Source organism: Actinomycetospora sp. C-140, assembly GCF_054796175.1.
Genome location: NZ_JBTWNF010000026.1, coordinates 55,413 through 69,104, shown reverse-complemented (window position 1 = coordinate 69,104; position 13,692 = coordinate 55,413). Strand labels below are relative to the sequence as shown.

Here is a 13,692-nt window from a genome sequence, read left to right as displayed (position 1 = left end):
CACGACGGCCTGCCGGCGACGGCGTCGCGGGCGGGCCGTGTGCGTCAGGTGGCGATCAGGCCGTCTTGGCCTGCCACATCCAGTGGGCCTCCTCGATCTTGGCCGTCTGGCCGATGAGCAGGTCCTGGGTCACCGGGTCGGGCTGGTCGGTGACGGCGATGCGCTCGCGGAGGCGGGCGATGAGCGTCGCGAGCGTCTCGACGACCGCGGCGTTGACGTCCTCGACCTTGCGCCACCCCTCGTCGGTGGTGGGCAGGCCGCTGCTCTTGGCGACCGTCTCGGCGCGCCCGTCGGGCGAGACGCCGAGGGCGGCCGCACGCTCGGCGACCTCGTCGGAGTAGGTCCGGGCGAGGTCGACCAGCTCGTCGAGGTGCAGGTGCGCCTCGCGGAAGTTGGTGCCGACGACGTTCCAGTGCCACTGCTTGGCGGTCAGGGACAGGTCCACGTAGTCGGCCAGCGAGTCCTGCAGGACCGTCCCGACGATCTGCTTGGCGTCGTCGGTGAGCGGGCTGGTGATCGGTGCGGTGGCCATGGTGGTGGTCAGCTCCTTCGCAACCGTAGTCTGGAATGGTTCCAGATTGAGGATGCCCCGTAATCGGCCCCGGAACCACCTCGCGGCCCGCCTCAGCGTGTGAGACGGGCCGCGATAGGTGAGCCTCAGCTCTGCGAGAGGACCTTCCGCTCCTTGCCCGTGAGCTCACGGACGCGGTCCTCGACGCGCTGTCCCATGCCCTCGTCGATCGACTTCCAGTAGTCGAACGCGCGGGCCAGGACGTCGTCGCCGACGCCGTCGGCGAGGTGGCCGGAGACGTTCTCGACGAAGCGGTCGCGCGCCGCGTCGTCCCAGACCTCGAGCATCATCGTGCGGGCCTGGATCTCGTCGGTGTCCTCGGCGTGCGGCACGTAGGCCGCGCGCTGGATCTGGCCGTCGGAGTACCACGTCGGCGGCTGGATCGTCTCGGTCGTCTGCGGGCCGCCCTTGGTGTTGGGGGCGTAGACCGGGTCCGGCGAGTTCACGACGCGCATCGCGCCCGCGACGGTGTACGGGTGCGCGTCGGTGCCCCGCGGCGAGTTCACCGGGATCTGCTTGTAGTTGACCCCGAGGCGGGCGCGGTGCGCGTCCGCGTAGGAGAACCCGCGGGCCAGCAGCATCTTGTCCGGCGACAGCGCGAGCCCCGGGGGCTGGTTGTTTGGCTCGAACGCGGCCTGCTCGATCTCGGTGTGGAAGTCCTCGGGGTTGCGCTTCAGCGTCAGCTTCCCGACCTCCTGGAGGGGGTAGTCGCTGTGCGGCCACACCTTGGTCAGGTCGAACGGGTTGAACCGGTAGGTCTTCGCGTCCTCGAAGGGCATGATCTGCACCTTCAGGGTCCAGCTCGGGAACTCGCCCCGCTCGATGGCCTCGTAGAGGTCACGGCGGTGGTAGTCGGCGTCCGCCCCCGCGAGCCGGTCGCCCTCGTCCTGCGTCAGGCACTTGATGCCCTGGTCCGAGATGAAGTGGTACTTCACCCAGAACTCCTCGCCCGCGGCATTGATCCACATGTAGGTGTGGCTGCCGTAGCCGTTCATGTGACGCCAGGTCTCCGGCAGACCGCGGTCACCCATGAGCCACGTGACCTGGTGCTTCGACTCGGGCGAGAGCGTCCAGAAGTCCCACTGCATGTCGTGGTCGCGCAGGCCGTTGCGGGCCAGGCGCTTCTGCGAGCGGATGAAGTTCTGGAACTTCATGGGGTCGCGGATGAAGAAGACCGGCGTGTTGTTGCCGACCATGTCCCAGTTGCCCTCGCGGGTCCACAGCTTCAGCGAGAAGCCGCGCGGGTCGCGCCAGGTGTCGGGGCTGCCGCGCTCACCGGCGACGGTGGAGAAGCGGATGAGGCCCTCGGTGACCTCGCCGGGCTGGAAGACCGCGGCCTTGGTGTAGGCGGTGACGTCCTGCGTGACCTCGAACTTCGCGAACGCCCCCGCGCCCTTGGCGTGCGGCTGGCGCTCCGGGATGCGCTCCCGGTTGAAGTTCGCCATCTGCTCGATCAGGTAGTGGTCCTGCAGCACCAGCGGACCGTCGGTCCCGACCGTCGCGGAGAACTCGTGGCTCGGGGCCGGGATGCCGGCGTCGTCGGTGGCGTACGGGTGGTTGGAGGTCACGAATACCTCTCCTCGTGGTGGTGGACGCTGTCGTGCATCACACCGACGGGAGCGCGCTGGTCCCGCGGGTGCGAGGGGTTACCCGTTCCGGCGGCGCGACAGGCCGGGCAGGTTCCCCAGAACACGACCTCGGCCTCGTCGATGACGAAGCCCTCGGCGGAGGACGGGTGCAGGCAGGGCGCCTCACCGACCACGCAGTCGACGTCGGCCGTGGCGCCGCACGACCGACAGACCACGTGGTGGTGGTTGTCCCCCGTTCTCGTCTCGTACCGCGCCGCCGAGCCGGCGGGCTCGATGCGGCGCACCAGGCCGGCGTCCACGCACGCGGCGAGGACGTCGTAGACGGCCTGGGTGGACACCGACCCCAGCCGCACCCGGACCGCGGCGGCCACGGAGTCGGCGGTCGAGTGCGGGTGCTCGCTGAGCACGCCGAGGACCGCCTGCCGCGGCGCCGTCACCCGCAGGCCGGCGGCGCGCAGCCGCGCTCGCGGGTCGGCCACGTGGTGGTGCGTGAGCCAGGGCGTCCCGACGTCAGGATCGACCACCGGGTCGTCCTGGTCGCCGGTCCGTGGAGTCATGACCCGACGGTGCCACCGAGATTGGAATGGGTCAAGAAAAGGGTCAACGGCCTGCTCAGCTCGACAGGCAGGTCACGGCCATACCTTCAAGCGTGGCACCGAGGCCGTTCGGGTCGGCACTGTCGGTGGCTCCCGTATCGAGAACCGTCGCCCCGGCGAGGGCATCACCCGACAACGGCGCGGCGCCGGTGAGCGCCTGCCACGAGCCACCCGCGGTGACGTCTCGCCACCAGGCGGTCACCTGATCGCCGTGTCGCTCGAGCCGCAGCCCGACGCGGACGGCCTCGGTACGGATTGGCAGCGGATCGCCGCGGAAGGGGCCGTGAAGCTTCTGATGTCGTCCGTTCACGGCGAACTCGAAGGCCACCGCGTCGAAGGACCCGATACCGCGCTCGAGCCGCACATAGTTGTCCGCATCCCGCGCGAGCAGAAGCCCAGCCGCGGAGTACGGACGGGTGGGCGCCACCTGCATCTGCGCCTCGATCATGAAGTCGCCGCCGACGGGAACGGCGAGGAACGGCGTCGTGAGACTCCCGTTCTCGGTGCGAAGGTCAGTGCCCAGCGGAGACGTCAGCCGGACCCCGTCGGCGACGGGCTCGAAGACGCCGGGCCCGTCGTTCTGGCGTATCACCTGCGGATTCGAGAGGAGCGTGGCAGCGGATCCTCCGAGTGGCGTGCACGTCCGCGCTGGGCCGGGCGGGGCTGTGGGGCCGGCCTCAGGTGTGGCAACCGCCGGGGCCACGCCCTCGCGTGCAAGGACGCCCACGATCAATGCCGCGATGATCCCGACGACGAGTGTTGCAGCGATCCCCACCCGATGCCGTCGCCACCAGGGAACTCGCACCGGCGCCCCTCGGATCACCCGGAGCAGTGCGTTCGCGTCCGCGTCGAAGCTCGCGTGGTCCACTGCCAACGCCTGTCGACGCACCAGTGGCCGGATGTCGGGCGGCAGCCGAGAAGGCGGCGGCATCTCGGCACCGTCGACGAGCACCGGGATGACCCGAGCCGCACTCCGGAGCGCCGTACGGACCTCGTGGAGGACGACGTCGTCAGCGTCGGTACGGGGTCGAGGATCAAGACGGAGCCACTGGCGTCCGATGAGCACGAGTACGACGTCTGCGGAGGTCACCGCACGCTCGATCGCGCTGCCGAAGTCTTCGCCAGGATCGATGGTGCTCACATCCACGAACACCCGGTCCGCGGAAAGGCTGCTCGCCAACCGGTCGTAGAGACGACCGGCGAGATGCTTCGTGTCGTCGCGGCGGTAGCTCACGAACACCGTCGGAGTGAGCGCCATTGGCCCTCCCCCCGGGCAAGCGCGCACTAGCACGTTAAGTCACCGCAGAGGTGCACATGACGTGCGTCCGGGTGATATCGGGCGCCGCCGAGGCGCCCTGCCTCCCGGACTCAGGCCCGGACGAGCTCCTCGGCGATCTCGTAGGTGTTGAGCGCCGCGCCCTTGCGGAGGTTGTCGCCGCAGACGAAGAAGTCGAGCGTGTCGGGGAAGTCGAGGGCCTGCCGCACGCGCCCGACGTAGGTCGGGTCCTCGCCGACGACATCGGCCGGGGTCGGGAAGCGCTGCGACTCCGGCTCGTCGACCAGCACGATCGAGGGCTGCGCGGCGAACACCTGGTGCGCCGTGGAGACGTCGACGGGGTTCGCGAAGGTCGCGTGCACCGCCAGCGCGTGCGTCGTGATCACGGGGACGCGTACGCAGGTGGCCGACACCTTGAGCTCGGGCAGCCCGAGGATCTTGCGGGACTCGTTGCGGACCTTGAGCTCCTCGGAGGTCCACCCGCCGTCCTTCCCCGAGCCCGCCCAGGGGACGACGTTGAGCGCCAGCGGGGCGGGGAACGGCGAGTCGCCGTCGAGCCCGGCCGCCGAGAGCGCCTCGCGGACGTCGCCGGCGCGGTGGCCGACGCCCTTGCCCGCGACCGCGGAGAGCTCGGCCTGCAGCCGGTCGATGCCCTCCTGCCCCGCGCCGGACGCGGCCTGGTAGCTCGCGACGACCAGCTCGCGCAGCCCGAACGCGCGGTGCAGGGCGCCGAGCGCGGCCATCATCGACAGCGTCGTGCAGTTCGGGTTCGAGACGATGCCCTTGGGCCGCGTGTGGGCGGCGTCGGCGTTGACCTCCGGCACCACGAGCGGCACGTCGGGGTCCATGCGGAAGGCCCCGGAGTTGTCGACCGCGATCGCGCCGCGCGACACCGCGACCGGCGCCCACTCGGCGCTGACGGCGTCGGGGACGTCGAACATGGCGATGTCGACGCCGTCGAACGCCTCCGGCGAGAGCGCGACGACCTCGATCTCCTGCCCGCGCACCGTGAGCCGTCGGCCGGCCGAGCGGGGCGAGGCGATGAGCCGGATCTCGCTCCAGGGCACGCTCTCGCGTGCGTCGATGATGTCGATCATGACGGAGCCGACCGCTCCGGTCGCCCCGACGATGGCGAGAGTGGTCATGATCAGCGCCCCGTTCCTGCGTGCACCACGGCCTCCTCGTCGCCCCCGAGGTCGAAGGCGTCGTGGAGCGCCCGGACGGCGTCGTCGAGCTGGGTGTCGCGCATCAGCGCGGAGATGCGGATCTCCGAGGTGTTCATCATCTCGATGTTCACGCCGGCCTCGGCCAGTGACTCGCAGAACGTCGCCGTGACGCCCGGGTGGCTGCGCATGCCCGCGCCGACCAGCGTCACCTTGCCCACGTGCTCGTCGTACACGACGTCCTCGTGGCCGACCTCGCCCTGCACGGCGGCGAGCGCCTCCACGGCCCTCGGGCCGTCCTTGACCGGCAGCGTGAAGGTCACGTCGGTCTTGCCCGTCTTCAGGTGCGAGACGTTCTGCAGCACCATGTCGATGTTGATCTCGACGTCGGCCACGGCGCGGAAGATGCGCGCCGCGAACCCGGGCTGGTCGGGCACGCCGACCACGGTGATCTTCGCCTCGGACCGGTCGTGCGCGACGCCGGTGAGGACCGCCTGTTCCACGCTGAGCTCCTCGATGGACCCGACGATGGTCGTGCCGGGCTTGTCGTTGTACGACGAGCGCACCCGCAGGGGCACGTTCTCGCGGCGCGCGTACTCCACGGCGCGCAGGTGCAGCACCTTGGCCCCGCACGCGGCCATCTCGAGCATCTCCTCGTAGGTGATGGTCTCGAGCAGCTTCGCGTCGGGCACGATGCGCGGGTCGGCCGAATAGACGCCGTCGACGTCGGTGTAGATCTCGCAGACGTCGGCCTTCATCGCGGCCGCCATCGCCACCGCGGTCGTGTCCGAGCCGCCGCGCCCCAGCGTCGTGATCTCCTTGGAGTCCGCGCTGACGCCCTGGAACCCCGCGACGAGCGCGATGTGGTCCTCGGCGAGGGCGGCGTGGATCCGGCCCGGGGTGACGTCGACGATCCGTGCGTCTCCGTGCTTGCCGGTCGTGATCATCCCGGCCTGCGAGCCGGTGAACGACCGGGCCCGCCCGCCCTGCGCGTTGATCGCCATGGCCAGCAGCGCGTTGGAGATGCGCTCGCCGGAGGTGAGGAGCATGTCGAGCTCCCGCGGCGGCGGGCTGGGGTGGACCTGCGTCGCCAGGTCGGTCAGCTCGTCGGTCGTGTCGCCCATCGCGGACGCGACGACGACGACGTCGTTGCCGTCCTTGCCGGTGCGCAGGATCCGCTCGGCCACCCGACGGATCCGCTCCGCGTCCTGGACGGACGAGCCGCCGTACTTCTGGACGACGAGTGCCACCGCGACTGACCTCCACCTGCTGGTCGGGATGCCCGTGGCGACCCTATCCGAGGCGGGGGAGATCACGAGGTGGCTGGGACCACCCCGACGGGACTACGGGGCGAGCGCGTTCAGCAGCTTCGAGACGACGATCCCGATCGCGATCCACACGAGGGCCGCGAGGCCGAAGTTGAGGATGATCCGCAGGGACTCACTGGCCGGCAGGAACAGGTCGCCGATCCCGAGCGTGAGGTTGTTCGCGAGGTCGCTGAAGAAGATCGTGATCCCGTTGGCGGGGTTCGCGCCGGCGACCGCGAGGATCACGTGGATCACCAGGATCGCCGCGAAGATGACCGTGAGGATCCGGATGACGGAGGCGGCGACCGTCAGGACCTTCCGGGTGAGCGCGCGGAGGTCGTCCTGGGTGTGCGAACGCCGCTGTTCGGAGGTCTCCGTACCCGCATCCTGCGCCATGCGGGTCATCATGGCACGCGAAGTGACTCGTCGGTAGCCAGGTGTGCGACCTGGGTCACGAGCGGTTCATCGGCGCAGTTCAGCGGCCTGATCGGCAGGTCGGCGCACGTCCGGACGGGCGCCCGGGGTACCGGCTCGGCGGGGCGCGGGTCTACCGTGGAGGGCGATGTCTCGCGCGCTCGCAGTCCTCGGGCTGCTCCTTCGCCGCCGCGGCGGGGTCTGAACAGACCGGCCCCCTGCCGCGGGTGATGCGCGCTGCCGGTCGCCATCCCTTGCAGAGCTGCAGGACCCCAGGAGCGCGACACCCATGAGCATCACCCCCGGCTCGCCCATCGGCGACGGTCCGATCGGCGACATCCGCTCGACCGTCGTCCAGCCCGACGGCGAGATCCCCGCCGACCAGCCGGACTGGAACACCCAGCGGCCGAGTCGCATGCCGGTCCATCGCTACAAGCCGTTCGCCGACGTCGTCGAGAAGATCTCGCTGCCGGACCGGACGTGGCCGGACCGCGTGATCACCAAGGCTCCGCTCTGGGGTGCCGTCGACCTGCGGGACGGCAACCAGGCGCTGATCGACCCGATGTCCCCGGCCCGCAAGCGCCGGATGTTCGACCTGCTCGTCCGCATGGGCTACAAGGAGATCGAGGTCGGCTTCCCGGCGGCCAGCCAGACCGACTTCGACTTCGTCCGCGAGATCATCGAGCAGGACGCGATCCCCGCCGACGTGCGCATCCAGGTCCTGACGCAGGCGCGCCCCGAGCTGATCACGCGGACCTTCGAGTCGCTCGAGGGCGCACACTCCGCCGTCGTCCACCTCTACAACTCGACGTCGATCCTGCAGCGCCGGGTCGTGTTCCGGTCCGACCGCGACGGCATCACGAAGATCGCCACCGACGGCGCGGAGCTGGTCCGCCGCGAGGCCGAGAAGCGCCCGGACACCGACTGGCGCTTCCAGTACTCGCCGGAGTCCTACACGGGCACCGAGCTCTCCTACGCCAAGGAGATCGTGGACGCGGTCGGCGACGTCTGGGAGCCCACCCCCGAGCGCCCGATGATCGTCAACCTGCCGGCCACCGTGGAGATGGCGACCCCGAACGTCTACGCGGACTCCATCGAGTGGATGCACCGCCACCTGGCCCGCCGGGACTCGATCATCCTGTCGCTGCACCCCCACAACGACCGCGGCACCGGCGTCGCCGCCGCCGAGCTCGGCGTCCAGGCCGGCGCCGACCGCATCGAGGGCTGCCTGTTCGGCAACGGCGAGCGCACCGGCAACGTCTGCCTGGTCACGCTGGGCATGAACCTCTTCTCGCAGGGGATCGACCCGCAGATCGACTTCTCGGACATCGACGAGGTGCGCCGCACCGTCGAGTTCTGCAACCAGCTCCCCGTCGGCGAGCGCCACCCCTGGGGTGGGGACCTGGTGTTCACCGCCTTCTCGGGCTCGCACCAGGACGCGATCAACAAGGGCCTGCAGGCGATGGCGTCCGAGGCATCGGCCGCCGGGCACGCGGTCGACGACCACCCGTGGGAGGTCCCGTACCTGCCCATCGACCCCAAGGACGTCGGCCGGACCTACGAGGCCGTCATCCGCGTGAACTCGCAGTCGGGCAAGGGCGGCGTCGCGTACCTGATGAAGGTCGAGCACCAGCTCGACATGCCCCGCCGTCTGCAGATCGAGTTCTCCCGTCGCGTGCAGGAGCAGACGGACACCGAGGGCGGCGAGGTCTCGGCCAAGGAGATGTACGACATCTTCACCGAGGAGTACCTGCAGCGCCGGGTGCCCCTCGAGCTGGTCCGCTCGCGGGTGTCGACCCACGACGACGGCAAGGCCGAGCTCGAGGCGACGCTGCGGGTCGAGGGCGACCTGCACGAGGTCACGGGCGTCGGCAACGGCCCCATCGCCGCCTTCGTCGACGCCCTCGCGTCGGTGGGTTACGACGTCCGGGTCCTGGACTACGCGGAGCACGCCATGTCGGCGGGCGACGACGCCCGGGCCGCGGCGTACGTGGAGGCCGCGGTCGGCGAGGTCGAGGTCTGGGGCGTCGGGATCGACGGCTCGATCCTCACGGCGTCGCTCAAGGCCGTCGTGTCGGCGGTGAACCGGGCGATGCGCTGAGGCTGGGGCGCGCCCGTCGGGCCGTGAACGCGGTCTCGGTGACGATCGGCTTCGGATGTGACCGGGTTCGTCACCGAGACGGCGATCGCCCGGGCAAGATCTGGAGTTGGTGAGCGGATGCTCCGCTGAGCGGAGCGTTCGCTCACCAACTAAGGATCTTGCGGCGTCAGCCGCCCACGGGGAGATCGAACTCGCCGGCCTTGACGCCGGCGACGAACGCCGCCCACTCCTCGGCCGTGAAGCGCAGCGGGGCTCCGTCCGCCGCCTTCGTGTCCACGACGCGGACCTCGTCCTGATCGAGTGCCACGCCGACGCAGCCGCCTTCGGTGCAGAAGCTGCTGATCTTGATCGCGGGGAGCGTATCGCGCACCGCGTGATCGAAGCACAAGATCAACGAGCGGTGCGGGCGGCACCGCTAGGACACGCGGAGCCGATCGAGTGCTGCCTTCATCAGCGGTATCGAGTCCGACTCGGTCAGCGACGATGCGACGAGCACCGCCATCCACTCGCGGTGCACGCGGACACTGTCGGGGTCGGAGAGGTACTCCGAGGCGTTCCCGGGTCGCTCGACGTAGACGATGCCCTCCCCCATGCCGGCCTCGAACCTGAGGTGGGCGAAGGACTCCGCGCTGTTCGGCACGAGGCCCGCTGCGAACGGGATGATCCGAACCTCGACGTGCTCGGCCTCGGCGATGTGGATCAGGTGCTCGATCTGGGCCCGCTGGATCTCCGGCGAGCCGACCACCCGGTAGAGGGTCGATTCGTCGAGCACGCAACGGAAGTACAGGCCGTGATCAGCGGTCAGGGCCTCCTGACGCCGCATGCGCACCTCGGTCAGGCGCTCGAAGTCCCGCTCGCCGTAGGCGTCGCCCAACGAGGTTTTGAGCACGGAGCGGGCGTAGTCGCGCGTCTGGAGGAGCCCGTGCACGATGTGGCTGTCGAACGCGTCGATCTGCGACGCGTCCCACTCGAGCTCGACATAGGTCAGCGTCCCGGTCGGGATGATGTCCGCGTAGCTCTGCCACCACATCTTCGCCTGCCCGGTCCGCGCCCATTCCAGCAAGCGCTCCCGCTCGTCACCCTCCGGGACGCGGTAGACGTTGAGCATGTCCCGCACGTCGCGCCAGCGCGGGACGCCTTTGCCGTTCTCCAGCCGGCTGATCTTCGACTGCGAGCACTCGAGGCTGCGGGCGACGTCTTCGAGCTTGAGACCCAGGCCTTCGCGGAGGCGCTTGAGCTCGCCGCCGAGGCGGCGGCGGGTCACGACGGGGCCCGGCGACTGGCTCATCCGCACGCCTCCCAGCTCGGAGCTGACCGCCAGCCTCCCCCCGCACCGGCTTCGATCCGCACACGGTAGACCTCGGACGGCCATGTCGTCACGCAATCGTTGCTTGCAATTGCACAAGGCACTTGTGCGTGGCTATGGCATGCAGCACTCTCAGTCGTGGGGGGAACGGGCAATCCCCGACCTCCCACCGCAAGCGACCGGGAGGAGGCACGACCCCATGACCGGATCGAGGAGCGCGCGCCGAGGGCGCCGTCGCGGGACAGTCCGCGAGCAGCGATGACCGCCATGACCATCATCATCGTGGTGGTGGTCGTGTGGACACTGCTGACGCTCGGCGTGCTGATCGGGATGTCGATGCACCGCGAGGCGACGCGCCAGCGCGTACGGCGCCTGCACCGCGAGCGCATCGAGCTCGAGCGCGACCGTGCGGAGTTCGAGGCCGACCTGCGACTGCTGGGCCGGCGGTAGGAGCTAGAGGGCGCGGCGGCCTGCGAGGGCCCGGCCGAGCGTGAGCTCGTCGGCGAACTCGAGGTCGCCGCCCATGGGCAGGCCGGACGCCAGCTTGGTGACGGTGAGGCCCGGGAAGTCGCGCAGGAGCCGCACGAGGTAGGTGGCCGTGGCCTCGCCCTCGGTGTTCGGGTCCATGGCGAGGATGACCTCGGCGATCTCGGGTTCGTCGCCCGCGCCGCCGATGCGGGTGAGGAGCTCGCGGACCCGCAGCTGGTCGGGGCCGATGCCCGAGAGCGGGTCGAGCGCCCCGCCCAGCACGTGGTACCGCCCGCGGAACTCGCGGGTGCGCTCGACGGCGAGGACGTCCTTGGGCTCCTCGACGACGCACACGAGCGTCGCGTCGCGGCGGGCGTCGCTGCAGATCCGGCAGCGGGGCTGCTCGGACACGTTGCCGCAGACGTCGCAGAACACGACGCCGACCTTCACCTTCTGCAGGGCCTCCTGCAGGCGCGTGACGTCGGCCTCCTCGGTGGCGAGGAGGTGGAAGGCGATGCGCTGCGCACTCTTCGGCCCGATGCCGGGCAGGCGCCCGAGCTCGTCGATGAGGTCCTGGACCGGCCCCTCGAACACGACGGGTTACTGCCCGGGCAGGCCCAGCCCGCCGCCCATGTCCCCGAGCCCGCCGGCGAGCGGGCCCATCTTCTCCGCCTGCAGGGCCGCGGCGGCCTGGGCGGCGTCGGAGATCGCCCCGACGATCAGGTCCTGCAGCGTCTCGACGTCGTCGGGGTCGACGACCTTCGGATCGATGCGCACGGAGCGGACCTCGCCGGTGGCCGTCTGCGTGACGGTGACCAGGCCGTTGCCCGCCTGCCCGGTGACCTCGGCCTCGGCCAGCTCGGCCTGGGCGGACATCAGCTGCTCCTGCATCGCCTGCGCCTGCTGCAGCAGGGCGCCCATGTCCATGCCTTCGGGACTCTGGCCGGGTTGCATGTCACCACAGTAACCGCGCCCTCGATGCGCGCCGCGGCCCGCCGACCGGGCACGCTGGGCGCGATGACCGAGACGCTGCTGCACCGCCTCCTCGACGCCACCACCTGGCGCGCCTTCGACGTCGACGCGCAGGGACGCATCCTCGCCGGCCACGACGCGTCGGGCTCGGTCCAGCTGGTCGAGCTCCGCCCCACCGGGGCCCAGGTGCCGCTGACGAAGCTCGACGGGGCGGTGCACGGGCGCTACGTCCCGGGCCGGCGCCTGGTCGTCGTCTCCCACGACGCCGGCGGCAACGAGCGCGCCCAGCTCTCGCTGCTGGACCCGGACGCCGTCACCGGACCGGTCGGCGAGGACGCCCTCGTCCCGCTCGTGCACGATCCGGACCACATCCACGGGCTCGTCGAGGTCCTGCCGACCGGCGAGGTCGTCTACACCACGAACCGGCGCAACGGCGTCGACTTCGACCTCGTCGTCCGCCGGATCGACGACGGCTCCGAGTCCGTGCTCTACGACGGCGGCGGGATGGTCGGCGCCGCCGCGGTGAGCCACGACGGGACCAAGGCGCTGATGACGCGCCCCGGCCGTCCCGCGCTCAGCTCCCAGGTCCTGCTCCTGGCCGGGGACACGACGACCGAGCTCACCGACGCCGACGAGCACGCCCGCTACGGCAGCCTGCAGTGGCTCCCCGGCGGCGAGGCCGCGATCGTCACCTCCGACTCCGGGCGCGACCACCTCGGCGTGGCCCGGCTCGACGTCGTCACCGGGACGCTCACCTGGCTGATCGTCGACGACGCCCACGACGTCGCGGGCCGCCTCTCGCCCGACGGCGAGCGCATCCTGGCCGTCACCGACGAGGACGGCGCGAGCCGGCTCACGGTGCACGACGCCGAGGGGACCTTCCTGCGCGAGGTGGCCCTGCCCCCGGGCCTGCGCGACGGCGTCGCCGACTTCCTGACGGTGCCCCGCTGGTCGCCCGACGCGACCGGCCTCGCGATCACGTGGACCGACCCGGCGACCCCGGCCGACGTCGTCCTCGTCGACGCCGAGCGCGGCCGGGCGGCGGTCGTCGCGTCGTCGCGCGAACCGCTCGCGGACCTCGCGTTCGTCTCCCCCACCAGCCACGGCGTGCCGACGCCCGACGGCGAGACGGTGCCGTGCTTCGTGTACGCCCCCGAGACGCCGTCGGGGTCGAGCGTGACGATCGTGCACGGCGGACCCGAGGGGCAGTCGGTGCGCTCGTTCTCCGCGATCGTGCAGTCGCTCGTCGGCGACGGGCACACCGTGCTGGTGCCGAACGTCCGCGGGTCGGTGGGCTACGGCAAGCGCTGGTACTCGCTCGACGACGTCGATCTCCGGCTCGACTCGGTCGCCGACCTCGCCGCCCTGCACGCGTACCTGCCCCGCCTCGGGCTCGACCCCGCGCGGGCGGCCCTGTGGGGCGGGTCGTACGGCGGCTACATGGTGCTCGCCGGCCTCGCGTTCCAGCCCGGGCTCTGGGCCGCGGGCGTCGACATCGTCGGCATCTCGTCGCTCGTGACCTTCCTCGAGAACACCTCGGCCTACCGCCGCGCCCACCGCGAGCGCGAGTACGGCTCGCTCGAGCGCGACCGCGAGTTCCTCGAGCGCGCCTCGCCGCTGAACCGCATCGGCGACGTGCGGGCGCCACTGTTCGTCATCCACGGCGCGAACGACCCGCGGGTGCCGCTCTCGGAGGCCGAGCAGGTCGCCGCGGCGGTGCGGGGCAACGGCGTCGAGGTCGAGATGGTGGTCTACGACGACGAGGGACACGGGCTGGCGAAGCGGGTCAACCGCCTCGACGCCTACCCGCGCGCCGTGGCCTTCCTGGGGCGTGCGCTGCACCCCTGAGGACCGAGCGGCCATCCGATCTCCCGGCGACGCTCACCGCGCGTTCACTTCCCGCCCCGCCGGCTCGGATGGGGTGGCGGT

14 protein-coding genes are annotated in these 13,692 nt (G+C 71.0%); 3 read left to right on the top strand and 11 right to left on the bottom strand.

Going from position 1 to position 13,692, the window contains the following annotated elements:
* Positions 1 to 55: 55 nt before the first annotated feature.
* The 7 genes from ACR9E3_RS30460 to ACR9E3_RS30430 form a co-directional block, all read right to left on the bottom strand.
* On the bottom strand, positions 56 to 532 hold the full coding sequence (locus ACR9E3_RS30460) for a Dps family protein (protein ID WP_460384698.1): 477 nt from the start codon (positions 530 to 532) through the stop codon (positions 56 to 58).
* 125 nt (positions 533 to 657) lie between these two features.
* Positions 658 to 2,139, bottom strand: a complete 1,482-nt coding sequence (locus ACR9E3_RS30455; protein ID WP_460384696.1) for a catalase — start codon at positions 2,137 to 2,139, stop codon at positions 658 to 660.
* Positions 2,136 to 2,639, bottom strand: coding sequence for a Fur family transcriptional regulator (locus ACR9E3_RS30450; RefSeq protein ID WP_460384716.1), 504 nt, complete (start codon positions 2,637 to 2,639; stop codon positions 2,136 to 2,138). The genes ACR9E3_RS30455 and ACR9E3_RS30450 overlap by 4 nt, the downstream gene beginning before the upstream one ends.
* A gap of 133 nt (positions 2,640 to 2,772) precedes the next feature.
* Positions 2,773 to 4,014 carry a TIR domain-containing protein gene (locus ACR9E3_RS30445; RefSeq protein ID WP_460384695.1) on the bottom strand — a complete coding sequence of 414 codons (1,242 nt, stop codon included), beginning with the start codon at positions 4,012 to 4,014 and terminating at the stop codon, positions 2,773 to 2,775.
* Positions 4,015 to 4,124: 110 nt separating this feature from the next.
* Positions 4,125 to 5,177 (bottom strand): aspartate-semialdehyde dehydrogenase, encoded by a 1,053-nt coding sequence (locus ACR9E3_RS30440; protein ID WP_460384694.1) that lies wholly within the window; start codon positions 5,175 to 5,177, stop codon positions 4,125 to 4,127.
* Between the two features lie 2 nt (positions 5,178 to 5,179).
* Entirely contained in the window at positions 5,180 to 6,445 is a 1,266-nt protein-coding gene (locus ACR9E3_RS30435; RefSeq protein ID WP_460384693.1) for an aspartate kinase, read from the bottom strand.
* Positions 6,446 to 6,538: 93 nt separating this feature from the next.
* Positions 6,539 to 6,898: a hypothetical protein gene (locus ACR9E3_RS30430; protein ID WP_460384691.1), complete on the bottom strand. Its 360-nt coding sequence runs from the start codon at positions 6,896 to 6,898 to the stop codon at positions 6,539 to 6,541.
* A 307-nt stretch (positions 6,899 to 7,205) separates the two neighbouring features.
* Between ACR9E3_RS30430 and leuA the strand changes: the two genes are divergently transcribed.
* Entirely contained in the window at positions 7,206 to 9,017 is a 1,812-nt protein-coding gene (leuA, locus tag ACR9E3_RS30425) for a 2-isopropylmalate synthase (protein ID WP_460384689.1), read from the top strand.
* Between the two features lie 166 nt (positions 9,018 to 9,183).
* Here the strand turns inward: leuA and ACR9E3_RS30420 are convergent, their stop codons facing one another.
* On the bottom strand, positions 9,184 to 9,387 hold the full coding sequence (locus tag ACR9E3_RS30420) for a DUF397 domain-containing protein (protein WP_460384688.1): 204 nt from the start codon (positions 9,385 to 9,387) through the stop codon (positions 9,184 to 9,186).
* A 45-nt stretch (positions 9,388 to 9,432) separates the two neighbouring features.
* A complete protein-coding gene (locus ACR9E3_RS30415) occupies positions 9,433 to 10,281 on the bottom strand; it encodes a helix-turn-helix domain-containing protein (protein ID WP_460384687.1) in 849 nt (282 codons plus the stop codon).
* A 309-nt stretch (positions 10,282 to 10,590) separates the two neighbouring features.
* Here ACR9E3_RS30415 and ACR9E3_RS30410 point away from each other — a divergent pair, with 309 nt between their 5' ends.
* Positions 10,591 to 10,773 (top strand): hypothetical protein, encoded by a 183-nt coding sequence (locus ACR9E3_RS30410; protein ID WP_460384686.1) that lies wholly within the window; start codon positions 10,591 to 10,593, stop codon positions 10,771 to 10,773.
* A gap of 3 nt (positions 10,774 to 10,776) precedes the next feature.
* On the opposite strand, the gene recR is transcribed toward ACR9E3_RS30410, so the two are convergent.
* Together recR and ACR9E3_RS30400 are read right to left on the bottom strand one after the other, a co-directional pair.
* Positions 10,777 to 11,385, bottom strand: coding sequence for a recombination mediator RecR (recR, locus tag ACR9E3_RS30405; RefSeq protein ID WP_285653168.1), 609 nt, complete (start codon positions 11,383 to 11,385; stop codon positions 10,777 to 10,779).
* 6 nt (positions 11,386 to 11,391) lie between these two features.
* A complete protein-coding gene (locus tag ACR9E3_RS30400) occupies positions 11,392 to 11,745 on the bottom strand; it encodes a YbaB/EbfC family nucleoid-associated protein (RefSeq protein WP_285653166.1) in 354 nt (117 codons plus the stop codon).
* A gap of 63 nt (positions 11,746 to 11,808) precedes the next feature.
* On the opposite strand from ACR9E3_RS30400, the gene ACR9E3_RS30395 reads away from it, so the two are divergent.
* Positions 11,809 to 13,611 (top strand): S9 family peptidase, encoded by a 1,803-nt coding sequence (locus ACR9E3_RS30395; protein WP_460384685.1) that lies wholly within the window; start codon positions 11,809 to 11,811, stop codon positions 13,609 to 13,611.
* The last annotated feature ends 81 nt before the right edge of the window (positions 13,612 to 13,692 follow it).